20 protein-coding genes are annotated in these 24,013 nt (G+C 63.1%); 14 read left to right on the forward strand and 6 right to left on the reverse strand.

Features of this window, described 5'->3' with window-relative positions:
* Positions 1-50 precede the first annotated feature (50 nt).
* Positions 51-1,937, reverse strand: a complete 1,887-nt coding sequence (locus ACNPM8_RS16415; protein WP_448940221.1) for a hypothetical protein — start codon at positions 1,935-1,937, stop codon at positions 51-53.
* Positions 1,938-2,226: 289 nt separating this feature from the next.
* Here ACNPM8_RS16415 and leuS point away from each other — a divergent pair, with 289 nt between their 5' ends.
* From leuS to holA, 5 genes are read left to right on the forward strand one after another with little or no spacing between them, the layout of a single operon-like run.
* Positions 2,227-4,716, forward strand: coding sequence for a leucine--tRNA ligase (leuS, locus tag ACNPM8_RS16420; RefSeq protein WP_448940222.1), 2,490 nt, complete (start codon positions 2,227-2,229; stop codon positions 4,714-4,716).
* A gap of 9 nt (positions 4,717-4,725) precedes the next feature.
* Positions 4,726-5,664 carry a DegV family protein gene (locus tag ACNPM8_RS16425; protein WP_332594740.1) on the forward strand — a complete coding sequence of 313 codons (939 nt, stop codon included), beginning with the start codon at positions 4,726-4,728 and terminating at the stop codon, positions 5,662-5,664.
* A 15-nt stretch (positions 5,665-5,679) separates the two neighbouring features.
* The gene (locus tag ACNPM8_RS16430) at positions 5,680-6,327 is read left to right on the forward strand and encodes a helix-hairpin-helix domain-containing protein (RefSeq protein ID WP_400342385.1); all 648 of its coding nucleotides are present in this window, start codon (positions 5,680-5,682) and stop codon (positions 6,325-6,327) included.
* A complete protein-coding gene (locus ACNPM8_RS16435) occupies positions 6,324-8,591 on the forward strand; it encodes a ComEC/Rec2 family competence protein (protein WP_448940223.1) in 2,268 nt (755 codons plus the stop codon). The genes ACNPM8_RS16430 and ACNPM8_RS16435 overlap by 4 nt, the downstream gene beginning before the upstream one ends.
* 34 nt (positions 8,592-8,625) lie before the next feature.
* Complete coding sequence (holA, locus tag ACNPM8_RS16440; protein WP_448940224.1) at positions 8,626-9,618, forward strand: DNA polymerase III subunit delta; 993 nt, start codon at positions 8,626-8,628, stop codon at positions 9,616-9,618.
* A gap of 175 nt (positions 9,619-9,793) precedes the next feature.
* Here the strand turns inward: holA and rpsT are convergent, their stop codons facing one another.
* Complete coding sequence (rpsT, locus tag ACNPM8_RS16445) at positions 9,794-10,054, reverse strand: 30S ribosomal protein S20 (RefSeq protein ID WP_105658324.1); 261 nt, start codon at positions 10,052-10,054, stop codon at positions 9,794-9,796.
* 170 nt (positions 10,055-10,224) lie between these two features.
* Positions 10,225-10,794: a type II toxin-antitoxin system PemK/MazF family toxin gene (locus ACNPM8_RS16450; protein WP_105658325.1), complete on the reverse strand. Its 570-nt coding sequence runs from the start codon at positions 10,792-10,794 to the stop codon at positions 10,225-10,227.
* A 112-nt stretch (positions 10,795-10,906) separates the two neighbouring features.
* Between ACNPM8_RS16450 and lepA the strand changes: the two genes are divergently transcribed.
* Positions 10,907-12,754, forward strand: coding sequence for a translation elongation factor 4 (gene lepA / locus ACNPM8_RS16455; protein ID WP_105658326.1), 1,848 nt, complete (start codon positions 10,907-10,909; stop codon positions 12,752-12,754).
* The gene (hemW, locus tag ACNPM8_RS16460; protein WP_448940225.1) at positions 12,755-13,984 is read left to right on the forward strand and encodes a radical SAM family heme chaperone HemW; all 1,230 of its coding nucleotides are present in this window, start codon (positions 12,755-12,757) and stop codon (positions 13,982-13,984) included. It begins immediately after the preceding gene.
* Positions 13,985-14,000: 16 nt separating this feature from the next.
* Here the strand turns inward: hemW and ACNPM8_RS16465 are convergent, their stop codons facing one another.
* Positions 14,001-14,402, reverse strand: a complete 402-nt coding sequence (locus ACNPM8_RS16465) for a DUF4870 domain-containing protein (RefSeq protein WP_105658328.1) — start codon at positions 14,400-14,402, stop codon at positions 14,001-14,003.
* Positions 14,403-14,492: 90 nt separating this feature from the next.
* On the reverse strand, positions 14,493-15,362 hold the full coding sequence (locus ACNPM8_RS16470; protein ID WP_448940226.1) for a DUF3097 domain-containing protein: 870 nt from the start codon (positions 15,360-15,362) through the stop codon (positions 14,493-14,495).
* Between the two features lie 127 nt (positions 15,363-15,489).
* Here ACNPM8_RS16470 and hrcA point away from each other — a divergent pair, with 127 nt between their 5' ends.
* The 3 genes from hrcA to ACNPM8_RS16485 all read left to right on the forward strand — a co-directional run bounded on the left by hrcA (position 15,490) and on the right by ACNPM8_RS16485 (position 18,469).
* Positions 15,490-16,503 carry a heat-inducible transcriptional repressor HrcA gene (hrcA, locus tag ACNPM8_RS16475; RefSeq protein WP_105658330.1) on the forward strand — a complete coding sequence of 338 codons (1,014 nt, stop codon included), beginning with the start codon at positions 15,490-15,492 and terminating at the stop codon, positions 16,501-16,503.
* 65 nt (positions 16,504-16,568) lie between these two features.
* Positions 16,569-17,693: a molecular chaperone DnaJ gene (gene dnaJ / locus ACNPM8_RS16480; RefSeq protein ID WP_105658331.1), complete on the forward strand. Its 1,125-nt coding sequence runs from the start codon at positions 16,569-16,571 to the stop codon at positions 17,691-17,693.
* A gap of 2 nt (positions 17,694-17,695) precedes the next feature.
* A complete protein-coding gene (locus ACNPM8_RS16485; protein ID WP_332731228.1) occupies positions 17,696-18,469 on the forward strand; it encodes a 16S rRNA (uracil(1498)-N(3))-methyltransferase in 774 nt (257 codons plus the stop codon).
* Positions 18,470-18,799: 330 nt separating this feature from the next.
* Here ACNPM8_RS16485 and ACNPM8_RS16490 read toward each other — a convergent pair whose 3' ends face one another.
* A complete protein-coding gene (locus ACNPM8_RS16490; RefSeq protein WP_332728102.1) occupies positions 18,800-19,711 on the reverse strand; it encodes a GerMN domain-containing protein in 912 nt (303 codons plus the stop codon).
* Positions 19,712-20,020: 309 nt separating this feature from the next.
* Here ACNPM8_RS16490 and ACNPM8_RS16495 point away from each other — a divergent pair, with 309 nt between their 5' ends.
* Genes ACNPM8_RS16495 through era form a run of 4 tightly spaced genes read left to right on the forward strand, consistent with a single transcriptional unit; the run spans position 20,021 to position 23,765 of the window.
* Positions 20,021-21,049, forward strand: coding sequence for a PhoH family protein (locus ACNPM8_RS16495; protein ID WP_332486201.1), 1,029 nt, complete (start codon positions 20,021-20,023; stop codon positions 21,047-21,049).
* Positions 21,046-21,519 (forward strand): rRNA maturation RNase YbeY, encoded by a 474-nt coding sequence (ybeY, locus tag ACNPM8_RS16500; protein ID WP_105658335.1) that lies wholly within the window; start codon positions 21,046-21,048, stop codon positions 21,517-21,519. Before ACNPM8_RS16495 ends, ybeY begins: the two co-directional genes overlap by 4 nt.
* A 4-nt stretch (positions 21,520-21,523) precedes the next feature.
* Positions 21,524-22,810 (forward strand): hemolysin family protein, encoded by a 1,287-nt coding sequence (locus ACNPM8_RS16505; protein WP_105658336.1) that lies wholly within the window; start codon positions 21,524-21,526, stop codon positions 22,808-22,810.
* Positions 22,803-23,765 (forward strand): GTPase Era, encoded by a 963-nt coding sequence (era, locus tag ACNPM8_RS16510; RefSeq protein ID WP_105658337.1) that lies wholly within the window; start codon positions 22,803-22,805, stop codon positions 23,763-23,765. Before ACNPM8_RS16505 ends, era begins: the two co-directional genes overlap by 8 nt.
* The last annotated feature ends 248 nt before the right edge of the window (positions 23,766-24,013 follow it).

Consider the following 24,013-nt stretch of genomic DNA (forward strand, 5'->3'; position numbering starts at 1 on the left):
AGGGGTGGTTGGGGCGTTGCCGGTTTAACCCGCGGGGCAGCTCAATCGCCTCAATCGCCCGATGCGGCCTCAGGGGTGTCTTCCTGGCCTGGACGCGTGGTTTCCTGCGCGGCGGGTCTGCGGCGCGCGGGGGACTCGCCGGCTTGCCGGGCGTCCCAATAGGTATTGCGGCGGGGCTTTTGCTCCGGATCGACATGTGCAGGCATGACCACGTGCGGCAGCCCATCGACATCGACGACCTCGAGCTGTCCGGCATGGCGCTTGTGGTGATCGGACGTGCACATTCCCGCCCCGGACCAGACACTGGTTTCGCCGCCTTCGGACCAGGGCTTCTGGTAGTGGTCGGTTTCGACATGATCCGGCGGCACGGTGCAGTCGGGCACGATGCAGCCGCGATCCCGGGCCATGATCGCTTCGCGGATCCGGCCTTTGTGGTAGCGCATCTTGCGCCCCATATCCAGCACTTGGCTGTTGCCGCCGAGGACCATCGGGATGATGTTCGCCCTGGCGAGCAGCTGCCGGAGTTCTCCGGGCGGGATGTCGATGCCATTTGCGGTCATGCCGTGCGCGTCCGCCAGGTTCTGCAGATCCGCGAGCCACAGGTAGACCACGAACTTCGGGATGACGACTTTTCGATCGCCGCCAGCAAATGGTGCGCGCAACAGCGCCATGAACGCGTTGAGCCGGCGACGATGCACATCGGGCTGCCCGGCGGGGGAGTCCTGCAGGTGCGGCTCGTCTTGCGCCCCGTCTTGCGCCCCGTCTTGCGGTTCGCCTTGGGCCTCTGCCTGCTTTGCGGTGCGGCCGCCGTCCGGGTTCTGGCCATCGTGAGCTTCTGGTTCCTCTTCGGCCCACGGCGGCATGGGCTGATCGCTGCGCAGCCACGACGGCGGCTCGGGTGCGGCTCCACTTCCGTTGCCAGCGTTCTGGCCTGCCGTGGACTCCTGGTCCGCTTGGGAGTCCTGGCCCTCTCGCGGGCCGCCGCTGGCGCTGGATCCCGAACCCGCCGGGCGCTGCTGCTGGGGATCGCGATCGGCCCGGCCGGCCTTGGTTCGTGGGTTGCCGGCCTGCGTGAGTACCGAATGAACCAGTTGCGCGTCGGTGGCATCGGTGCGCAGCGAGAAGAAATGCACGCCGTTTTTCACCGGGCCGATGAACATGCCGAGCTTGGGAGGCAGCTGCTTGCCGTGCAGTTCTTTGTAGGTCCTGATTGAGGTGCTGATCTGCTTCTGCGCGGCGGCGGGGCCCAGCTCCCGCAGGGAGTGGGCCGCGGCTTGGTCCAGGCTGCGGCCATCGGTGCCATGCGCCAGCAGCGGCACGGGCACGCCGTCAAAGATGGTGTCCTGCGGTTCGAGCCGTTCAAGGCGCCGCGCGGCGGAAGCGATGGCCCGGCGGTTGGCTGCGCCCTGCCCGTAGAGTTCGGCCAGATGCTTGAAACGCGGCGCGCAGATGCCGCCATCGGGGGTGCGCCGGCCAATGAGCAGGTGCGCGTCGGCAATGCGCCGTTGGGCTTCGAAGTAGCTGATGCCCAGCCATGCGGCCAGCAGCTGGGCGGTGTCCTTGTAGCAGCAGCGCCCCGGGGCAAGGTTCGGTTCCCCGGCAAAGAGCCCGTCGGTGATGGCGTCGGGGTCATCCGCGGGCAAACGCAGGGCCGCGTAGCTGTCCAGTGCCAGCGCCCGGGCGCCGGTGGCCTCGGCATGCAGTGCGCCGGCGTGTTGCTCGCAATGGACTTGCTGGGCGAACCTTTCGGTGAGCTGCAGATGCGCCAGGACCAGGCGCGGGTCGCCCGCATCGCGCACCAGCTTGCCCAGCGCGGCATACAGGGCCAGGCACAGGTAGCCAAGGCGCAGCACCATGGCACCGGACAAGGCCGGTCCGAGGTGCATCGGGGCCTGGCATGCGGTGCGCAATGCGGCGATCAGGGCTGGCGCGTTCATGGCTCCATGATCGGGCGCTGGAAGCTCCTGCCCCTGCGGGCAGCTGCGGGATGTGGATAACTGCGGTGGCGCCGCGTTTGCCGCTGTGTGCAATCTTGCGCTTCATCGATGCGCGCGTGGGCAGGGGATATGCGATAGAATCGCGATATGAATCCGAAGCGCAACCTAGCCTGAGCACGGCCCGTTGGCCGTACCCCCGAGTGGAAATTTGGGGGCTTTTGTTGTGTCTGGAACCAAGAACAAGTTTTTCCTATCGGAAATTTTCCGCAAAGCGTGTGAGAAGAGCAGCGTGACATCATCGACGAACGAACCCAGGACCTACGACTTCAAGGACATCGAGTCCAAGTGGCTTCCGGTGTGGGACGAACTACAGGTGTTCAAGCCCGCCGATGATGGCAGCCGCGAACGCCGCTATGTGCTGGACATGTTCCCCTACCCATCGGGCGATCTGCACATGGGCCACGCCGAGGCCTTCGCCATGGGCGATGTGGTCGCGCGCTACTGGCGCTTGCGCGGCTATGACGTGATGCACCCGATCGGCTGGGACTCCTTCGGCCTGCCCGCAGAGAATGCCGCGATCAAGCGCAATGCCCACCCTGCCGAGTGGACTTACAAGAACATCGATACCCAGGCCGCCAGCTTCAAGCGCTACGCGATCTCCGCCGATTGGGATCGCCGCTTGCACACCTCGGATCCGGAGTACTACCGCTGGACCCAGTGGCTGTTCAACAAGTTCTACGAGAAGGGCCTGGCCTACCGCAAGGACCACCCGGTGAACTGGTGCCCGAAGGACCAGACCGTGCTGGCCAACGAGCAGGTCGTCAATGGCGCTTGCGAGCGTTGCGGCACTGCGGTGACCAAGAAGTCGCTGAACCAGTGGTACTTCAAGATCACCGAATACGCTGACCGCCTGCTTGAGGACATGGAGCAGCTCAAGGGCCATTGGCCTGAGCGCGTGCTGCTGATGCAGAAGAACTGGATCGGCCGTTCCGAAGGGGCCGAGGTCACCTTCGGGATCGAAGCGCACGAGGACAAGCCTGCGCTGCAGATCCCGGTCTTCACCACCCGCCCGGACACCTTGTACGGTGCTACCTTCATGGTGGTCGCCGCCGACGCGCAGCTGGCTGGCGAACTGGTCACCGATGAGCACCGCGCCGCCTTGGAGGAATACCAGGAGCAGGTCAAGGCCCTGTCCGAGATCGAGCGCCAGTCCAGCGAACGCGAGAAGACCGGCGTATTCACCGGCCGCTACGCGATCAACCCGCTCTCCGGGGAGAAGGTGCCGGTCTGGGCGGCGGACTACGTGCTGGCCGACTACGGCACCGGAGCCATCATGGCCGTGCCTGCACACGACCAGCGCGACCTGGACTTCGCCAAGGCCTTTGACCTGCCAGTACGCGTGGTCGTCGAAACCGGTCTGGAAGACCCGAACGAAACCGGCACCGCCACCGCGGGCGAAGGCCAGCTGGTCAATTCGGGGCAGCTGTCCGGTTTGGAGAAGACCGAGGCGATCGCCAAGGCCATTGAGATCGTGGAAGCTGCCGGCACCGGCAAGCACACCATCAACTTCCGCCTGCGCGACTGGCTGCTGTCCCGCCAGCGCTTCTGGGGCACCCCGATCCCGATCATCCACTGCGCCGATTGCGGCGAGGTCCCGGTTCCCGACGACCAGCTGCCGGTGCGCCTGCCCGATAACCTGCGCGGCGAGCAACTGGCCCCGAAGGGCACCTCCCCGCTGGCCGCCGCCGAGGAATGGGTCAACGTGGCCTGCCCGCAGTGCGGCGGCGCCGCCAAGCGCGACACCGACACCATGGACACCTTCGTGGATTCCTCCTGGTACTTCCTGCGCTTCGTCTCCCCGCAGTACACGCAGGGCCCTTTCGACCCGAAGGCCGGGCGCGACTGGATGCCGGTAGGCCAGTACGTCGGCGGGGTCGAGCACGCGATCCTGCACCTGCTGTACTCGCGCTTCTTCACCAAGGTCATCCACGACCTGGGCCTGATCGACGCGACCGAGCCGTTCTCCGCGCTGCTGAACCAGGGCCAGGTCCTGAACGGCGGCAAGGCGATGAGCAAGTCGCTGGGCAACGGCGTGGATTTGGGCGAGCAGCTGGACAAGTTCGGCGTCGACGCGGTACGCCTGACCATGGTCTTCGCCTCCCCGCCGGAGGACGACGTGGACTGGGCCGATGTCTCCCCATCGGGCTCGCAGAAGTTCCTGGCCCGCGCCTGGCGCATCGCCCAGGACACCACCAGCGAGGCCGGCGTGGACTACGCGGCAGGGGACAAGGCGCTGCGCCAGGTCACCCACCGCACCGTGCATGAATCCGCCGCGCTGCTGGATTCGGGCAAGTTCAACGTGGTCATCGCCAAGACCATGGAGCTGGTCAACGCGACCCGCAAGACCATCGACTCCGGTGCCGGGGCAGCGGACCCGGCAGTGCGCGAGGCCGCCACGGTGACCGCCCAGCTGCTGAGCATGTTCGCCCCGTACACCGCAGAGGACATGTGGGAAGCGCTGGGCTATGCGCCCTCCGTGGTCACCAGCGCCTGGCCTGAAGTGGACGAGTCGCTGCTGGTCGATGACACCATCACCGCGGTCGTGCAGATCAAGGGCAAGGTCCGTGCCCGCCTGGAGGTTCCGGTGGACATCACCGAGGAGCAGCTGCGCGCCCAGGCCCTGGCCCACGAGTCGGTGATCCGCATGCTCGATGGCAAGGAGCCGCTGAAGGTCATCGTGCGTGCGCCGAAGCTCGTGAACGTGGTTCCCGCCCCGTAAGCTCGGCTCATGACTGAACGCCAGAAAAGCTCGCGCGCGGGCTGGCTGCCCAAGTGGCTGGCCCCGCGCGGGCTTTCGCGTACCCGCATCGGGGTCGTCTCCGATTCGGCGTCCTGCCTGCCCGGGCATTTCGGGCCGCATCCGGACTTCATCGAAGTGCCGATCCCGATCATCGTGGACAACCATGTGCACGGCGAAGACCTGCAGGCGCTGATGATGGGCCTGGCCATGGGCAAGGCGGTGAAAACCTCGCGCCCGGCGCCAGGCGAGTTCGAACGCGCCTACCGGCAGCTGCTCGACGCCGGCTGCGAGTCGATCATCTCGATCCACATGTCCGGGGCGCTGTCGGGCACCGTGGAGGCGGCCCGCTTGGCGGCCCGCAGCTTTGACGCACCAATCACCGTGGTCGATTCGCGCACCGTGTGCCTGCCCCAGGGATTTGCCGTGGCCGATGTGCTGGCTGCCCGCGCCGCCGGCGCCCCGCTGGAGATGCTCGAGCAGATCGCCGGCACGGCCACCGCCAACACCGTGTACTTCGCGGTGCCAAGCCTTGAGCAGCTGCGCCGCGGCGGCCGGATCAGCGCGCTGTCCTCCGTGGTCGGCAGCTTGCTGAATTTCAAGCCGATCCTCGGGATTGCCGAGGGCTCGATCGTCGCCCTGGAAAAGCCCCGCTCCTTCGCGCGCGCCACCGCACGGCTGGTCGCCCTGGCCTTGCGCGATGCCCGCGACGCCAGTGGCGAGGTGCGGCTGGGGGTGATGCATTTCGGCGCCGAGGAACTGGCCGAGGAAATCGCCACCGAACTGGCGCCGTTCAGCGCCATGCCGGTCGTGGTCGAGTCCCTTCCGGCGGTGCTGGCCGCGCATACCGGCCTGGGCGTGATCGCCGTGTGCGTCGCCCCCAGCTATCCACAGTCGGCGTCCATCCTGGATCGGCCGCCGGCACCATAGCCCAGACTGTGGCCCATGGGCCGCCACGACTTTTTCAACAAATACGCGCCACGTCCCGGTCGCCTGAGATTCGCGATCTCGCGCGTGGCCGTGCTGGTGCTGGTCATCGTGGTGCTCGCCTGGATTGCGATCTCCATCCTGCTCGCGCCACCGCCGGTCGCCCAGGAGCTTGAAACAGTTCCGCTGGTATCCGACCCGTCCGCTTCGGCGCCGGCGGACCACCAGTCCCCGAGCCCGGCCGCACCCGAGATCACGGTCCACGTGGTCGGCGCGGTGAAGAAGCCCGGCGTCTACCAGCTGCCCGTGGATTCGCGGATTGCCGACGCGGTGGACGCCGCCGGCGGGCTGGCCAAAGGCGCACGTGCGCAGATGGTGAACCTGGCGGCCAAACTGGTCGACGGCCAGCAGGTGGTCCTTCCGGGCGCCGAAACGGCCACGGAACTAGCCGCGGCACCGAGCGCGACGGCAGGCGGGAAGATTTCGCTCAACAGTGCCGATTCCCAGACCCTGCAGGAGCTTCCGGGGATCGGTCCGGCATTGGCAGCCCGGATCATCGACTTCCGCACCGAGAACGGCCCGTTCAGCTCCGTGGAAGAGCTGGATGCGGTACCGGGCATCGGTCCGGCGCTGCTGGGCCAGCTGAGCGAACTGGTGATCCCGTGAACACCGATTTCCGCGGCCTGTGGCTGCTGGGCGGCGCGTGGACCGCCGCCTACTTCACCCTCCCAGTCTGGTTGCTCTGGGTACTTTCCGCGCTGATGGCTATCCTGCTGTTCCTGCTATTGCGGCCCCGGCACGACCGCGCCTACGCGGCGCCATGGTTTACCGGTCCCATTATCCTGCTCCTGGGGGTGGTGGCCGTCAGCAGCCTGGCCTTCACCGACCCCCAGTGCCAGCTGCCGGGCGCCGGCGAGCAACAGCGCCGTGCCGTGGTCCGCTTCGAGGACCCGGCCACCGCGCAGGGCCAGGGGGCTGCCGCCGGCCGGGCGGAAATCCAGCGGTACTGGGCCAACGGCCAATGGGTGCCATGCCGGGTGCCGGTCTTCCTCACCATTGATTTCGGGGTGCCGGCCACTGCGGGCGAGTTCGAGACCATCCTCGACTTGGAAGCAGCAGCTGCCGGCGCCTTCGATTGGTGGGCGCATGCCGCCAGTGAACCGCAGGTGAGCTCCTGGGTTGAGCCTACCGCCGCGGATTACCTCAAGGAACGGTTCACCCAGGGCCTGCGCGGCCTGCCGGACAATGCCCAGGCGCTGCTGCCTGGCATGCTCTATGGCGATCGTTCCGGACAGGACGAAGCGTTGAGCGAGGCGATGAGATCCAGCGGGTTGAGCCACCTGACCGCGGTGAGCGGATCGAACATTGCCCTGATCGGGGCCATTGTGCTGGTGCTGCTCCGGCTGTTTTCGGTGCCACGGGCACCCAGCGCGATCTTGATGATTGGCGTGGTCGGGCTCTTCGCCTGGTTTGCCGGGCCGGATCCCAGTGTCCTGCGCGCCAGCCTGATGGGCAGCATTGCGGTCATCTCGGTGCTGCTGGGTCGTGGCCAAGGCTCTCTGGGAATACTGTGCCTGAGCGGAACCGCCTTGCTGGCTATCGATCGCTCGCTGGGTGCCGAACCGGCCTTCGCCCTGTCGATGCTGGCGACCCTGGGAATCATCATGCTCGCCCCGGCCCTGACCGAAATTCTTCTCCACATATTCCCGGCCTGGTTCGCGCAGCTGACGGCCATTTGCTGCGCGGCACAGTTCACCTGCCTGCCGGTGGTCATCGCGTTGAATTCGGATTTCAGCCTGTACTCGCTGCCCGCGAACCTCGTGGTCGCGCCGTTGCTGCCCTTGATTACTGCGCTCGGCATGGCCTGCCTGCTGCTGTGCACGCCGTGGCCAGCGCTGGAATCGGTGCTGATCTGGGTTCCGGGGCTGCCGGCAGAAGCCATTGGCCAGGTGGCCCATTTCGTTTCCGGGCTCCCCGGTGCCGCCCGGCCGTGGCCCGAAGGCCTACCCGGAATCGTCTTGGCAGTGATGCTCTCCCTGGTGCTTTGCACCCTGCTGGTGCTGGGCCGGGAAACCGAGAGGCTCCGGGTCAGGCAGGTGTCCCTAAGCGTGCTGGGAGCGATCCTGGTATTCGCCGTAGCGCTCGTTCTGCCTGCGACGCTGTTCTACCGGGAAGATATCGCGCCGCATTGGAGCATTGCCATGTGCGATGTGGGCCAGGGCGACGCCTTCGTCATCAATCTGGGGGATTCAGAGGGCTGGCTGATCGATACCGGACCACCGGAGAGCGGGTTGCTGCTGTGCCTGGAGCGGCTGGGCATCAGCACCTTGAGCAAGGTCTTCATCACGCATACCCACAGCGACCATTTCGGGGCCGTGGGCGAGCTGGAGAATTCGCACGTAAAGATTGGTGAACGCCTGGTCTCGACCGGGTTCGACCTTGAACTATGGCCCGGTGCACGCGCCTTGGAGCCCGGTACGCGGCAGGCTGCAGGGGAGGTGGGCTTCGAAGTCGTGGGCCCCGAGGCGCGCTTCGCGAATTACGCCGAACCCAACGATACATCGCTGGTCATCCGGTTCAGCTTTTCCACCGGGTCCGGAACCATCGATCTCTTCACAGCCGGGGACATGGAAACCGAAGCCATGGATCGCCTGCTGCGCCTGCATCCGCAAGGGCATGCAGCGATCCTGAAAGCCTCGCACCATGGGGCACGCAACGGCGGTACCGAAATCATCGAGCAGATCCGTCCGCAGATCCTGCTGGTCTCCGCGGGGAAGGATAATTCCTATGGCCATCCGCACCCCGAAACCCTGGAGATGGCGCAGCAGGTCGGCGCGACGGTGATTCGCACCGACCAATCGGGTACCGTACTGCTCACATTTACCAGCCAGGGCGTTCTGGGTACCGCCCTGGGTACGCCAGTTCGGTAGGATCGTTATATCGACCGATGCACTAAGGAGTTCGATGGCACGCGCCCAAGCAAATCCGGGTATCTCATGGCGGGAACTGCGCCCGCAACCACTGATCCTGTTGACCGGTTCAGAGGATTACCTCGCTTCGCGCGCCTTCGAATTGCTGCGTTCCCAGGCATCCCAGCGGGACGATATCCAGCACACGCGTCTTGACGCGGCAAAGTACGAGCCTGGAGAGCTGCTCATGGCCACCAGCTCTTCGCTGTTTTCCAGCGCCAATCTGGTCGAGGTCCACGAACTGGCCCACATGAACGAGTACTTCCTCAAGGACGCCCTGGCCTACCTGAAAGACCAGGCTCCCGAGAATGTGCTCATCATGCATTACTCGGGTGGTACGCGCGGCAAGAAGCTGATTGACGCAATCAAAGCTGCCGGTGCCCTGATCGTCAATTGCCAACCGGTGAAAAAGGACTCCGAGAAGATCGACTTCGTCCAGTCCGAATTCAAGGCCGCCAAGCGCCGGATTACCAATGACGCGGTCAAAGCCCTCGTAGCGGCGGTAGGCAACTCGCTGGCAGAGCTTGGATCGAGCTGCTCCCAGCTGATTGCCGACACCACGGGAACCATTGACCAGGATACGGTCGACAGGTACTACGGCGGCCGGGTTGAAGCAACTGCGTTCAAGGTGGCCGATGCCGCAATTTCCGGCAACGCCCAGATGGCGCTTCGCACTTTGCGCCATGCGCTGGGTACTGGAACCGACCCGATTCCCATTGTGGCCACCTTGGCGATGAAGGGCCGCCAGATCGCCAAGGTCGCCGGCGTGAATGAACCCGCAGCTTCATTGGCATCCGAGTTGGGGATGGCGCCGTGGCAAGTTCAGCAGGCGCAGCAGCAGGCTCGCGGCTGGAAACGCAGCGATCTTGCCCTGTGCGTCGAAGAAATAGCGAATACCGACCGCATGGTCAAGGGCGGCAGCCGTTCACCGGGCTACGCGCTGGAACACGCCATCATGTTCATTGCAGGCAAGGCTCCGGGACGCTAGCCGCTGAGGTTCCAGGTGGGGGCGGGCACGATGCACTCCTGCGCGCTCCCACTGCTCTTTAATGAAGGCTAGCCATCAGCGCGTGCCTGCCTGGAAGCTTCGATGAGCAGTTCCGGGCAAAACAAAACCCCCGCACTCGATGAGTGCGGGGGAGTTGATGAAGTCTAAGCTCGGCTTAGAGGGCGTTAACCTTCTTGGCGATAGCCGACTTGCGGTTAGCAGCGTTGTTCTTGTGCAGAACACCCTTGCTTACAGCCTTGTCGATCTTCTTGCCAGCCAGGCGCAGTGCCTCGGTTGCCTTTTCCTTGTCACCGGAGACTACTGCCTCGTTGACGTTACGGATCACGGTCTTGACCTCGGAACGGACAGCTACGTTACGCAGACGTGCCTTCTCGTTGGTCAGGATACGCTTCTTCTGGGACTTGATGTTAGCCACTTTAATAAACTCTCTCGTTTATCGTTTTATACGGTCGGTAGAGGGTTCATCCTTCAGGCCATCGACTGAGCGGTGTGGGGCACCTATGGCGACCCGAAGGGGGCGTGTTGCCCAACCTGCGCAACACACAAAGATTAACTTTATCAGATAGGGAGCCTGACAACGAGTGCTTATGCGCGTTCGTTTAGGGCGTTCACCACATTTGAGAAGCGTTCGCGATCCAGGATGGCGCCTTCGCGGCGGACGGCTTGCTCGCCGACTCGGATAATGCGATCGAGCTTGACCTCGCTCGGACGCCGCTCGCGGTCCCAGTCCCCGGTACCGATGTCCATGTAGTTGCGGTCGCGGTGATCCGAGTTGTTCTTGTCCTTGCTGGTGAGCATCAACCCCAGCAGCCAGCCACTATCACGGCCGACGATCAGCACCGGGCGATCCTTGCCCTGCGAATAATCCTCTTCATAGGGAACCCAAGTCCAGACAATTTCTCCCGGATCGGCGTTGCCGTCCTTCGCCGGGTTGTACTCGTAGTGAATCTTGCCACGGTAATCACCCGGGTAGCCAGCACCCGCTGGAGAATCCTGCATGGAGTTGGCACGAGAGCGGCTTCCGGCAGTGCTCGGGGACCCGCTGGCCCCGCGGTTGCTGGCCGGGCGCTTGCTTGCCGAATTTGCGCGGACCTTGCTGATTTCCTTCAGCGCGCGCATGACGATGCTAAATATCTTCTCTGGATTCAGTGCCATGGACGACAAACTATCAGTTTCAGGCTGTCGAAATATGAGAAGACGCGGAAATCATGACAGAATGGAAGCTAATCCAACTATGTCTTTTAGTCAGCTAGTGAGGTCTGTTTAGGTGTCTCCATTGGCCCGCACCGCTCCGGTGCCTGCCGCGACCGATCCGTCGCTCATCCGTAACTTCTGCATCATTGCCCATATCGACCACGGTAAGTCGACCCTGGCCGACCGGATGTTGCAACTGACCGGCGTTGTCGCTGCCCGCGACATGAAGGCACAGTACCTCGACCGCATGGACATCGAGCGCGAACGCGGCATCACCATCAAGTCCCAGGCTGTGCGCATGCCGTGGGGAGCCGAAGATGGCACCCCCTATGCACTGAACATGATCGATACCCCCGGGCACGTCGACTTCACCTACGAAGTCTCGCGTTCGCTGGCCGCCTGCGAAGGCGCGATCCTGCTAGTTGACGCCGCCCAGGGCATCGAGGCGCAGACCCTGGCCAACCTCTATTTGGCTATCGAGGGCGATCTGACGATCATCCCTGTGCTCAATAAGATCGACCTGCCCAACGCGCAGCCGGAAAAGTACGCTGCCGAGCTGGCCAACCTGATCGGTTGCGAGCCAGAAGACGTGCTGAAGGTTTCGGGCAAGACCGGTGAAGGTGTTGAAGCACTGCTCGATGAGGTCATCAAGCAGCTCCCGCCGCCTGTCGGCGATGCCAAGGCTCCGGCTCGCGCAATGATCTTCGACTCCGTATACGACACCTACCGTGGCGTGGTGACCTACGTTCGAGTTGTCGATGGCAATCTGTCTCCTCGCGAGAAGATCCAGATGATGTCCACCGGCACCACCCACGAACTGCTGGAAATCGGCGTATCCTCGCCGAACCCCGAGCCCACCAAGGGCCTGGGCGTTGGCGAAGTGGGCTACCTGATCACCGGTGTCAAGGACGTGCGCCAGTCCAAGGTCGGCGATACCGTCACCAACTTCCACAAGCCGGCCACCGAGTCCCTGGGCGGGTACGAAGAGGCCAAGCCAATGGTCTTCTCCGGCCTGTACCCGATGGACGGCACCGACTACCCGGTACTGCGTGATGCGCTGGATAAGCTGCAGCTCAACGATGCTGCGCTGACCTACGAACCGGAAACCTCCGTGGCCCTGGGCTTCGGCTTCCGCGTGGGCTTCCTGGGCCTGCTGCACCTGGAAATCACCCGCCAGCGGCTGGAATCCGAATTCAATCTGGACCTGATTTCCACGGCGCCGAACGTGGTGTACGAGGTCATGGGCGAAGACAAGCAAATGATTACGGTCACCAACCCCTCGGAATTCCCGGATGGCAAGATCCTGGAAGTCCACGAGCCAATGGTTGCCGCCACCATCCTGGCGCCCAGCGAATTCATCGGCTCGGTCATGGAACTGTGCCAGACCCGCCGCGGCACCATGCGCGGCATGGACTACCTCTCCGAGGACCGTGTCGAAATGCGCTACCACCTTCCGCTGGCTGAGATCGTGTTCGACTTCTTCGACCACCTCAAGTCCAAGACCCGCGGCTATGCTTCGCTGGACTGGAAGGCCGACGGCGAGCAGGTTGCAGATCTGGTCAAGGTCGACATCCTGCTCCAGGGCGAGCAAGTGGATGCCTTCAGCGCCATTACGCACCGCGACAAGGCCTACAACTACGGGACCATGATGACCTCGAAGCTGCGTGAGCTGATTCCTCGCCAGCAGTTCGAAGTTCCAATCCAGGCCGCGATCGGTTCGCGCATCATTGCCCGCGAGAACATCCGCGCAATCCGCAAGGACGTTCTTGCCAAGTGCTACGGCGGCGATATCAGCCGCAAGCGCAAGCTGCTGGAAAAGCAGAAGGAAGGCAAGAAGCGCATGAAGATGGTCGGCCGCGTGGAGGTTCCGCAGGAAGCCTTCATTGCCGCACTGTCCACCGACGAGCCGAAAAAGAAGTAAATGCCTTCAGTACTGCCTGACGGCGATCCGGCTCCGGCCGATGGTCTGCTCCCTGCCTCATGCGCGCATGAGGCACAGGGGCGGACCATGTCCTTTTATGTGCATATTCCGTTCTGCACCGTCCGTTGCGGCTACTGCGATTTCAACACGTACACCGCCACGGAGCTGGGCTCCGGTTCCAGCCAAGCAACCTACGCTGCCACCGTCAGCAAGGAAATCAGCTTCGCCCGCGAGGTGATGGACCGTTCGGGCCAACCGCACCGCGAAATTGAAACTGTCTTCTTCGGCGGCGGAACTCCCACGCTGCTGCCCGCCGGAGACCTGGTCTCGGTGCTCGGCCGGATCCGCGACGACTTCGGCCTGAAGCCGGGTGCGGAAGTCACCACGGAGGCCAACCCGGATTCGGTGACCCGCGAAAGCCTGCAGGAGCTGGCCGACGGCGGGTTCACCCGCGTGTCCTTCGGCATGCAGTCCGCGGTGCCCCACGTGCTCAAGGTGCTTGAGCGCACCCATGATCCGAAGCGCGTTCCGCAAGCCGTTGCGTGGGCGCGCGAGGCCGGCCTGGATGTCAGTGTCGATCTGATTTATGGCACTCCGGGGGAGAGCCTGGCAGACTGGCGCACCAGCATCGAAGCCGCGTTGAGCTACGAACCTGATCACATTTCGGCGTATGCGCTGATCATCGAGGAAGGCACCAAGCTGGCGGCCCAGATTCGCCGTGGCGAGGTACCGAACATCGATGATGACGACCATGCCGAAAAGTACCAGTTGGCCGACGACATGTTTGCCGCGGCCGGTTTCTCCTGGTACGAGGTCAGCAACTGGGCGAAGACCCCGGCGAATGCCTGCCAGCACAACATCGCTTACTGGCAGGGCGGCGACTGGTGGGGCGCAGGCCCCGGCGCGCATTCCCATGTTGGCGGGCTGCGCTGGTGGAATGTGAAGCATCCAGCCGCGTATCAGCAACGGATCGATGCTGGAATCTCCCCGGGCCACGGCCGCGAATACCCGGATGCCGAGGCCGTGCAGCTTGAGCGCACGATGCTGTTGACCCGGCTGGGTTCGGGCATGACGATTAGCGAGCTCGATGAAACCGGACGCAAGAAAGTCGCCGGCTTGATCGCCGACGAGCTGATTGATGCCAAGGCCGCGTTCGCCGGCACATTGGTGTTAACGCAGCGAGGCCGGCTCCTGGCCGACCTCGTGGTGCGTGAACTGCTCGATTTCTAAGACTGGGAAACCGCTGCTACTTCATCAGCCGCAGATTGAATTGGTAGCGGTAAGGGCGTCCCTTGTTGGCCTGGATGGCAGCAAGGGCGCCCGAGACCGTCATGAAGACCCAGAGGGCCACGGCGAGTACTGCGAAAAGCCAGCCGATCACCGGCAAGACCATGAGCACATTGAATACGATGGCGAGAATGGTCAGCGGGAACGTGAAATTGAACGCTTCCTTCGATTCCTGTGCAGTGAACGGGCCACGGTCCCGGAATACGGCAAAGACGATTGCCGAAGGAACGCAACCCAAGATGGCACCGAAGTGGGCCATCATTGCCCACTGGCGATCTTCTGAAGGAGTCAGCGGCAGCGCAGAGGTCCTGGAACCTTCGAAGCGGGAATTCTCCGATGGCTTCGTCTGGCGTGATGTCACTATTTTTCCTTGTCTTGCTAAGTGTGGTTCCTCTTATCATAGCGACCGCGGCTGGGCGCACGGGGAGATTCGCAGACTAATCTCCAACTATTAGTCAATCGTTAGGAAACCGTAATCTTCGGTCGTGAGAAAATCGATCAATTCTTCAATCCGGCCCAAGAGCTGCGGTTCAAGCTGCCCGTAATGCTGCACCGTGGACAAGAGCCGCTGCCATCCGATGCCGATGTCTTCCGCGGTGGAGTGCGGCCAGCCAAAGGCCCGGAGCACACCGGTTTTCCAATCGGTGCCCTTGGGGATCACCGGCCAAGCCTTGATGCCCAGTGTCGCAGGCTTGATCGCCTGCCATACATCCACGTACGGGTGGCCGAGGATCAGCACGTTTTGCGCTGCACCGGGGACCTTCATCGCCTCGGCAACGATGCGCGATTCCTTGCTTCCGGCAACCAGGTGGTCAACCAGGATTCCCAGGCGGCGCTGCGCGGAGGGGGCGAAGTCGCGGATAGCCCCGGCAAGATCGTCCACGCCATGCAGCGGTTCAACGACGATGCCTTCAACACGCAGGTCGTGGCCCCAAACTTTTTCAACCAGCTCAGCGTCGTGCTTGCCTTCTACCCAGATGCGGCTTGCCCTGGCCTCCCGGGCCTTCAGTCCGGCAACGGCACGCGAACCCGAAGCCGAGACCAGCTTATGGGGCGGTGCGGCCTTGGCAACGGGATCAATGATCTCCACCGCTTCGCCTTCGAGGAAGAACCCAAAGCCCGCCTGGAAGGAGCGGGTCTTGCCGTGGCGGTCCTCGAGCACGATCACGCGCATGCCACCGGATTTCTCGGTACGGATGACTTCTCCTACCCATCCTGAGGTGGCATCTTCCAGAATCATGCCACGTTCAACAGGGACCTGGCGGAGTTTTTTCGGTGCCGGTGCACTCAGATCCCGTGGTCCCCAGGAGTAATTAGTCACGTACTGCCTTTCGCTGTGATCGAATACGCTCGAAATCCAATGCTAGCAACTGCTGAACGTATTAGACTTGGCACTTGACAGGTTAGAGTGCCAAAGCCGGGCACAGGGAATCCAAGGAGGTGCTGTTGTGACAGAGCCGCGACGCCTAGACGTTCTGCGTGCCATCGTGGAGGACTACGTCCAATCCCGTGAGCCAGTGGGTTCCAAAGCGCTCCTTGACCGGCACAACCTCGGTGTCAGCGCCGCGACGATCCGCAATGACATGGCTATGCTGGAAGAAGAGGGGCTCATAGTCGCTCCGCATACTTCCTCCGGACGGATCCCCACCGAAAAGGGATACCGCCGCTTCGTCGATGAGATCGGCGAGCTCAAGCCGCTGTCGCGGGCTGAACGCGACGCCATCAACAAGATCCTGGACAGCTCCACGGACCTGGACGAGATGCTCAAGAGCACCGTTCGCCTCCTGGCGCGGTTGACCAACCAGGTAGCAATGATCCAGGTGCCGCACTACGACACCGCTTCGTTGAAGAACCTCGATCTGGTCGGACTGGGCTCGGCCCAGGTGCTGATGGTGATGATCGCTTCCAATGGCACGGTGGATCAGCGCATGATGCCGGTCCAGCGTTCCTACAGCGATGATGAGCTGGATGACTTGAAGCTGTGGCTGCTCAACAATTTCGGGGGAGTGAAGCTTGCCGAACTTGCCGGCCGGCTCACCCGCATCGAGCGCAGTTCGACGCAGCAGGCCGACCCCCTGGTGGACCAGGTGATCGGTGCGCTGGAAGAAATGGCCCAGGCGGCCAACGCGCAACGCATCATCATGGCAGGCACCGCGAACCTCGCCCGCGTGGAAGGGGACTTCCCGCTGAGCATAACCCCGGTGCTCGAGGCGCTCGAGGAGCAGGTAGTGCTGCTCAAGCTCTTCTCCGAGCTGGAAGCCGATTCGCGCGGCGTGGCCGTGGCCATCGGCACCGAGCACCACTACGGGCAGCTGTCGGAAGCCGCCGTGGTCGCCACCACCTACGGCACCGATGTGCGCAACAAGCTCGGGGTCCTGGGCCCCACCCGGATGAACTATCCAACCTCCATGGCCTCGGTTCGTGCGGTGGCACGGTACCTGTCGAAGATTTTGGCTAACTAGCCTCGCTGGGCACCGCCCGGCACTACCGAATTTCAAGATTCTCAGGAAAGGACACGGCGAATAACGTGAGCTCGCATTACGAGACCCTAGGCGTCGCCAAGGACGCGACCCCGCAGGAAATCAAGAGTGCCTACCGCAAGTTGGCGCGTAAGCTGCACCCGGATGTAAACCCTAGCGATGACGCTGCAGAACAGTTCAAGCTGGTCACCCGAGCCTACGAAGTCCTTTCCGACCAGACCAAGCGCTCCAACTACGACGCCACCGGCGATGAGAACGGCAACGGCCACCCGGGCTTCGGCGGTGGCGGCCAGGGCTTTGGCGGCTTCGGCGACATCTTCGAGCAGTTCTTCGGTGGCGGCCAGGCCCAGGGCCCGGCATCACGCACCCAGCCGGGCCGCGACGCGCTGATCACCATCACCATCGACCTGGAAGACGCGGTCAAGGGCACGGTCTACCCGCTGGAGATGGAAACCGCTGTCACCTGCAAGACGTGCAACGGTTCGTGCACGCGCGAAGGCACCAGCCCGGTCACCTGCGACATCTGCCATGGCGCAGGCCAGGTGCAGCGTCCAGTGCGTTCATTCCTGGGCCAGATGATGACCGTGGAAACCTGTGCGGCCTGCCGCGGTTTCGGCACCACCATCCCGGACCCCTGCCTGGAGTGCAACGGCGAAGGCCGGGTGCGCGAGCATGTGTCCAAGTCGCTGAACGTTCCTGCAGGTGTCGACTCCGGCACCCGCATCCAGCTGCGCGGACAGGGCGAAGCCGGCCCGGGCGGCGGGCCTAACGGCAACCTGTTCGTCGAGATCGACGTGCGCCGCCATAAGGTCTTCGAGCGCGCCGGCACCGACCTGCACGCCAAGATGAGCCTGCCAATGACCGCCGCCGCACTGGGTTGCGAGCTGAAGCTGGAAACCTTCGACGGCGGCCAGTCCATCAATGTGGAGCCAGGCGCCCAGGATGGCGACACCGTCACCCTGCCGGGCCTCGGTGTGCCGCGCCTGCGCGGAGGCAAGCGCGGGGACATCATCGTGCACCTGCAGGTGGAGACGCCGACCAAGCTCGACGCTGCCCAGCGCGATCTGCTCGAGCAACTGGCCAAGCTGCGTGGCGAAGAACTCTCGGCCGGCCGTGTGGAGCACAGCGGCGGCATGTTCTCCCGCCTGCGCGACAAGCTGAACCAGCGCTAGGCATGAGCAACCACAGCTTCGTCATCGACGCCCAGCAGGGCCGGGACGCAACGGTCGGGGACATTCTTGAACTGGATGGCTCCGAAGCGCACCACGCGGTCACCGTTAAACGGGTCTCCGCGGGCGAGCACCTGGACCTGCTGGATGGCAAGGGGCTGCGCCTGACTGTGGAGGTCATCGGCACCGCCAAGGACCTGCTGAGCGTGAAGGTCCTGCGCCGTGCCGAGGAAGCGGTCAGCGATCACCCGGTCACCCTGGTCCAGGCGCTGTCCAAGGGGGATCGCGACCTGCAAGCTGTCGAGTCCGGCGTGGAACTGGGCGTGCTGTCGGTACGCCCCTGGCAGGCTGACCGCTCGATCGTGCGCTGGAACGCGGCCAAGGTCGACAAGGCCATGGCCAAGTGGCGCGCCCAGGTGCGCTCGGCGCAGAAGCAGTCGCGCCGCGCCTATGAGCCAGAGGTACTGGACCCGCTGGGTTCCAAGGAACTGGCCAAGGCCATCGCGGCCGATACCGCAAATGGCGCACTGGTTCTGGTTCTGCACGAGCAGGCCGCGGAATCGGTGGCCCGGCGTGTGCAGTCGTGGCTCGCCGATGCGCGGACCGGCCAGGAGATCATCATGATCGTCGGGCCAGAAGGAGGCATCTCCGAAACGGAGCTGCAGTCCTTCGTCGATGCCGGCGCCCAACCAGCCCTGCTGGGCCAGCATGTGCTGCGTGCCTCGACCGCGGGCCCCGCGGCCCTGGTCTTGATCCGCCATTTGATCGGCGAAATCTAGGTTCCAGAATTCCGGTTAGCAGGTGAATTGCTCCGCAGATCCCGGCAGGCATGTGCCTGCCGGGATCTGCGGAGCAATTTCGTCTCCGGCCGGCGCAACGGGTTCGAGCCGAGAAAAGGCCTCGGGACGGGGAACGCGAAGTCGCTGCGGGCCGGATACGCGGATGCGGCAGCCGATCGGATCACGACGCTGTCCACGGCAATGGCACTGGAAATCCTGCCAGCAGGCCAAGAATGCTCAGCCGCCACCAGTTCAGGAGCTGGCCCGGACAATGGGCGCCCAGGTTCATGTCCAGGACTTCCGGCGGGGGCTGCAGCGCTGGATGCTGCGTTACTCGACGCGGAAGTCGCTGGTGACCTTGCCGACCAGATGGTCCGATTCGGTCTCAACGCCCCAGAAAGTCAGGCGGTATGAGCCGGCACGCAGATCGGTGGTCAGGGTGAATGAACCGTCGGCATTGATCTGCCCGGGGTTGACCTGCTTCTGAGCGGTCATCACCGTGAGCTTGCCGTCGGCGTCCTTGCGCTGCAAGGAGTAGAAGGTGCCGATGTCGAACTGGGTGGTTCGGCCGTTAATCTTGATCGAGCCATCCGCCAAGGTCTTGTTGAACTGCGGATCGATGATCCAGATCGGTGCAATGAACGCCGCATCGCGCTCGTAGACATCCTTGAGCCGGAAACCGTCGAAGACTGTGGCATTTGCCTGGCCGTCAACCAGGATGCGGACCGTTGCGGGAAGCTCGCCCACGACCAGTCCAGCGCTGGCGGCAGCTGCCGTAGCGGTGAAGACCAATTGCTGGATGGCGCGCTCCGACAGGCCCTGGTCGAGATTGGCGCTGAAGACCTTGGCCGGCAGATCCAAGGTGATGACATTCGCATTATTGATTGAAACCCCGATTTCATCGGTGGGCTTCAAATGGGTATAGCGTTTCGGCTTCATCGGGTCGGCTGAGAGCAGCGTCCAGATCGCATCGCCGATGGGTTCCTGATGGCGGGTGTCCTCGATGTACTCGCGGTACAGGAACACGCCGGTATCGGTGTTTTCCAGCCAGTAGATGGGCAGGCTAGCCGCGATGCCGACATCCTCGCCAGCGTCGGTGGCGTTCGGCAGGTTCAGCGATTCAGCCACGGCGGTCGATGGCATCTCATAGGAGCTCTCGCGATTCGTCAGACCGCATCCTGCGGCGACGACGAGAGCGGCAGTGATTCCCAAAACGCCGAATCGGCGTGGAATCTTCCGCAAGATCCTTGATTGCACTGCGTACCAATCCGTGGTGATTTTAGCTGTTGTGGCTCCTGGCCGTATTGGAACCGCTCTCAAGCTTGCCATATCAGAAGCGGCTAACTGCAGAAAAATGGCCCAACTTACTAATCCGTAACCAAATCTATATGTTCGCCACTTGCCCCGATTAGCATCATTCAAGACTACTTTCAGGTTCTACTGCTTACGCTGAGACCTGAATTTTCTCCGGATTGGCCTGCGACTCGATAGAATGGCAAGCAGGACAAATCACGATTACCACCAAGCTCGCAAAGGGGCGCCGCGCACTGCATGCAGGTTGAACAGAATAAGGCGACAGCGGAGAACGGATCCGCATCGCTCACCATCAGTTTCGATACAGCTGAGCTCATGATTGCCACCCTCGGTCCCAATGACGAGCTCTTGCGTATTCTCTCCGGCGCCTACCCGCAGGTGAGCTTCCGCCCCAACGGCCAATCCCTGGCTCTGGTAGGTGAACCGCAGCAAGTCCGCAAGGCCCAGCGCGTCACCGAAGAAGCCCGTTCGCTGGCCACTCGCGGCTCGCGCATGAGCGCCGAAACGATCGAGCAGATCATCAAGATGCTCAGCGCCGGCAATCCGGATGCACCCACCGACGTCCTGGGCCTGAAGATCCTCTCGGGGCGCGGACGTTCCATCCGCCCCAAGACCGTGAACCAGAAGAGCTATGTCGACGCCATAGAGGATTCGACAATTACTTTCGGCATTGGCCCAGCCGGTACCGGCAAGACCTTCCTGGCCATGGCCATGGCCGTCGCCGCCTTGCAGGACAAGCAGGTCAACCGCATCATCCTGACCCGGCCTGCCGTTGAGGCAGGGGAGAAGCTGGGCTTCCTGCCGGGCTCGTTGACCGAGAAGATCGACCCGTACCTGCGCCCGCTCTACGATGCCTTGCACGACATGATCAATCCGGAAACCATTCCGCAATTGCTCGAGGCCGGAACCATTGAGGTCGCTCCGCTGGCCTATATGCGTGGACGCACCCTCAATGACGCCTTCGTGATCCTGGATGAAGCGCAGAACACCACCAGTGAACAGATGAAGATGTTCCTGACCCGCCTGGGATTCGGTTCCAAGATGGTAGTGACGGGGGATGTCACCCAGGTGGATCTGCCCAACAATGCGACCTCCGGGTTGCGCATGGCCAGCGATGTCCTTGACGGCATCGACGACATCAGCATCTGCCGACTCGACTCTTCGGATGTGGTTCGCCACCGTCTGATTGCCGACATCGTTACTGCTTACGACCGTTGGGATGACACCCGACGCAAAGACCACAACCGGGGACGCCGCAGCAAATGAGCATTGAAGTAAATAACGAAACCGAATACGACGTCGATCTCAAGGATGTCAACGCCTTGGCAGAATCGGTGATGCGGGCAATGTTCCTGCATCCGGAAACCGAAGTATCGATCGTTTTCATCGACGAGGATGCCATGAGCGCCCTGCACGTCGAGTGGATGGACCTCGAAGGCCCCACCGATGTGATGAGCTTCCCGATGGATGAGCTGCGCCCAGGAACTGCCGGTGCGCCGGGGGAGAGCGGCATCCTTGGCGACATCGTCATCTGCCCTGCCGTCGCCGAAGCGCAGGCCAAGGCCGGGGGCCACAGCACCCACGATGAAATCCTGTTGCTGACCACCCACGGCCTGCTGCACCTCATGGGTTTCGACCACATGGAGCCAGCAGAAAAGGAAGAGATGTTTGCGCTGCAGCGCCAGCTGCTAGAGAGCTACACCGGCCGCCCCGCGCCAAAGGAAACGGTGGAATAACCCCGTGGAAATAATTTTGCTGATTCTCGCCCTTGTTTTCATGGCCTTCTCGGCCGTGCTGACTGCCGCAGACTCAGCCTTCTACGCATTATCCCGGCACGCTGCTGAACGCCTGCGCGCCGAGTCCAATTCCAAATCGCTGTCCGCAATTCTGGATGAAACAGAAACCCACGCCCAGGCAGTGAAGTTCTGGCGGATCTGGTTCGAGACCGCTTCCGCTGTCGCTGTAGCCCTGCTCGTTTCGCAGTGGATCGAGAATGTGTGGCTGATCGGCATGATCTCCACTATTGCGATGGCCGCCTTGGGATTCGTCCTGGTCAGCGTGTCGCCACGTCGCTACGGGCGTTCCAACGCCCAGAACGTCGTGCAGTCCACCGCCACCCTGGTCCGCTTCCTGCGCCTGGTGCTCGGACCCATCACCACGTGGTTGGCATCCATCGCCAAGGCGCTGAGCCCCGGCGGCGTGGATGGCGACGGCTACCTGGGCAAGGAACGACTGCGTGATCTGGTGGATCGCGCCTCCGAAGGCGAGGACCTGGATGAGGAATCGGCCGAACTGATTTCCTCGGTGATCGACTTGGAGGAGACCAGCGTTCGTTCGGTGATGGTGCCGCGCACCGACATGGTGGTGCTGGATGCGGATCATTCCTTCCACAGCGCCATGGACCTGTTCATCGCCTCGGGCTTCTCCCGCATCCCGCTGATCGGCGAGGACACCGATGATATCCAGGGCATCATCTACCTCAAGGACCTGATCCGCGAGATCCACGGTCTGCAGCAGGCCCGGACCCTGGCCGAATTGGCGCGAAAGGTCCGCTTTGTTCCCGAATCGAAGTCGGCAGCAGAGCTGATGCAGGAACTGCAGCAGGAATCCATCCACCTGGCCATCGTCATCGACGAGTACGGCGGCACCGCGGGCCTGGTGACCCTGGAAGACCTGCTTGAGGAAATCGTTGGCGAAATCGATGACGAGTATGATCGTTCGAGGGCCGAATTGATCCAGAACCCTGACGGGTCGATTTTCGCCGTGGCGGCGGCATCCATTGACGATATTGCCGACCACTTCGACATGCACATCGAGGAAGAGGACGTCGACACCGTCGGCGGCCTGCTCTCCAAGGCCTTGGAATCGGTGCCGGTACTCGGTTCCACCGCTGAAGTGCACGGCCTGCGCCTGACCGTGGTAGCCCTCGCGGGCCGCCGCAACCGTATCGGCAAAATCCATGTAGAGCGTCTGGAAACAGATGCATCCGACCATATTGAGAACGACGAGGATTCCTCACATGAGTGAAAACCACAACCTGCTTGCATCCAGCGGATGGCCTGAGGGCTTCCGCTCCGGCTTCACCTCTTTCGTAGGCCGCCCGAATGCCGGCAAGTCCACCCTGACCAATGCGCTGGTGGGCCAGAAGGTGGCCATCACCTCGGCCAAGCCGCAGACTACCCGCCACACCATCCGCGGTATCGTGCACCGCGAGGATGCGCAGTTGATCCTGGTCGATACCCCGGGCCTGCACCGTCCGCGCACCTTGCTCGGCCAGCGCCTGAATGACCTGGTCGCCGACACCCTCTCCGAGGTGGACGCGATCGGCTTCTGCATCCCGGCCAATGAGAAGATCGGCCCGGGCGACCGCTACATCGCCACGCAGCTGGCTCAGCTGCAGCGCAAGCCGATCATCGCCCTGGTCACCAAGGCTGACCTGGTGGACCGCGAACAGCTCGCGCAGCAGCTGGTTGCGGTGGCCGAGATGGGCACCCAGAACTTCGGCGAGAACGGCTTCGCCGCAATCGTTCCGGTCTCGGCTGTCAAGGAATTCCAGGTCGAAGAGGTGGCCAACGTGCTGGCAGAGCACCTGCCAGTGGGCCCGCCGCTGTACCCGGACGGCGAGCTGACCGACGAGCCGGAAGCCAAGATGGTTTCCGAGCTGATTCGCGAAGCCGCCCTTGAAGGCGTGCGCGACGAACTGCCGCACTCGCTGGCCGTCGTCGTCGAAGAGATGGTTCCCCGCGAAGGACGCAGCGAAAGCAATCCGCTGATCGACATCCACGTCTCGCTCTTCGTTGAGCGCTCCAGCCAGAAGGCCATCATCATTGGCCGTGGCGGTTCGCGCCTGCGCGAGGTCGGCACCAACGCCCGCCAGGGCATCGAGAAGCTGCTGGGCACCAAGGTCTACCTGGACCTGCATGTGAAGGTTGCCAAGGATTGGCAGCGCGACCCGAAGCAGCTTGGACGCCTCGGCTTCTAGGCTGCGCACCTCAGCGCTGGAAAATGCGCTGTTCGTCCCTCAAGACCAGACCGGTTTTGGGGGACGAGCTGGTTAACCGGCTGCTTGGCCCGCACTCTGGATCTCCCGGGCCAGCCTTTCCGCGGGAGAAGCACCGGTACGCAGCCCATGGATTCCAGCGCCGATGCTGATCGCCTCCATCCATGGACCTCCCTGGTGCTTAGCTCCATGAGCCCCATTGTTCGCCTGCTTGGGCATCCTGTCCGGCG

Source organism: Glutamicibacter sp. AGC46, from assembly GCF_053543715.1.

Coding starts and splice junctions, on each gene's coding strand:
- ACNPM8_RS16425 (WP_332594740.1), top strand. CDS start 4,726: ATGACTGAACGCCAGAAAAGCTCGCGCGCGGGCTGGCTGCCCAAGTGG.
- hemW (WP_448940225.1), top strand. CDS start 12,755: ATGCCTTCAGTACTGCCTGACGGCGATCCGGCTCCGGCCGATGGTCTG.
- ybeY (WP_105658335.1), top strand. CDS start 21,046: ATGAGCATTGAAGTAAATAACGAAACCGAATACGACGTCGATCTCAAG.
- ACNPM8_RS16430 (WP_400342385.1), top strand. CDS start 5,680: ATGGGCCGCCACGACTTTTTCAACAAATACGCGCCACGTCCCGGTCGC.
- holA (WP_448940224.1), top strand. CDS start 8,626: ATGGCACGCGCCCAAGCAAATCCGGGTATCTCATGGCGGGAACTGCGC.
- ACNPM8_RS16495 (WP_332486201.1), top strand. CDS start 20,021: ATGCAGGTTGAACAGAATAAGGCGACAGCGGAGAACGGATCCGCATCG.
- era (WP_105658337.1), top strand. CDS start 22,803: ATGAGTGAAAACCACAACCTGCTTGCATCCAGCGGATGGCCTGAGGGC.
- ACNPM8_RS16450 (WP_105658325.1), bottom strand. CDS start 10,794: ATGGCACTGAATCCAGAGAAGATATTTAGCATCGTCATGCGCGCGCTG.
- ACNPM8_RS16415 (WP_448940221.1), bottom strand. CDS start 1,937: ATGAACGCGCCAGCCCTGATCGCCGCATTGCGCACCGCATGCCAGGCC.
- ACNPM8_RS16485 (WP_332731228.1), top strand. CDS start 17,696: ATGAGCAACCACAGCTTCGTCATCGACGCCCAGCAGGGCCGGGACGCA.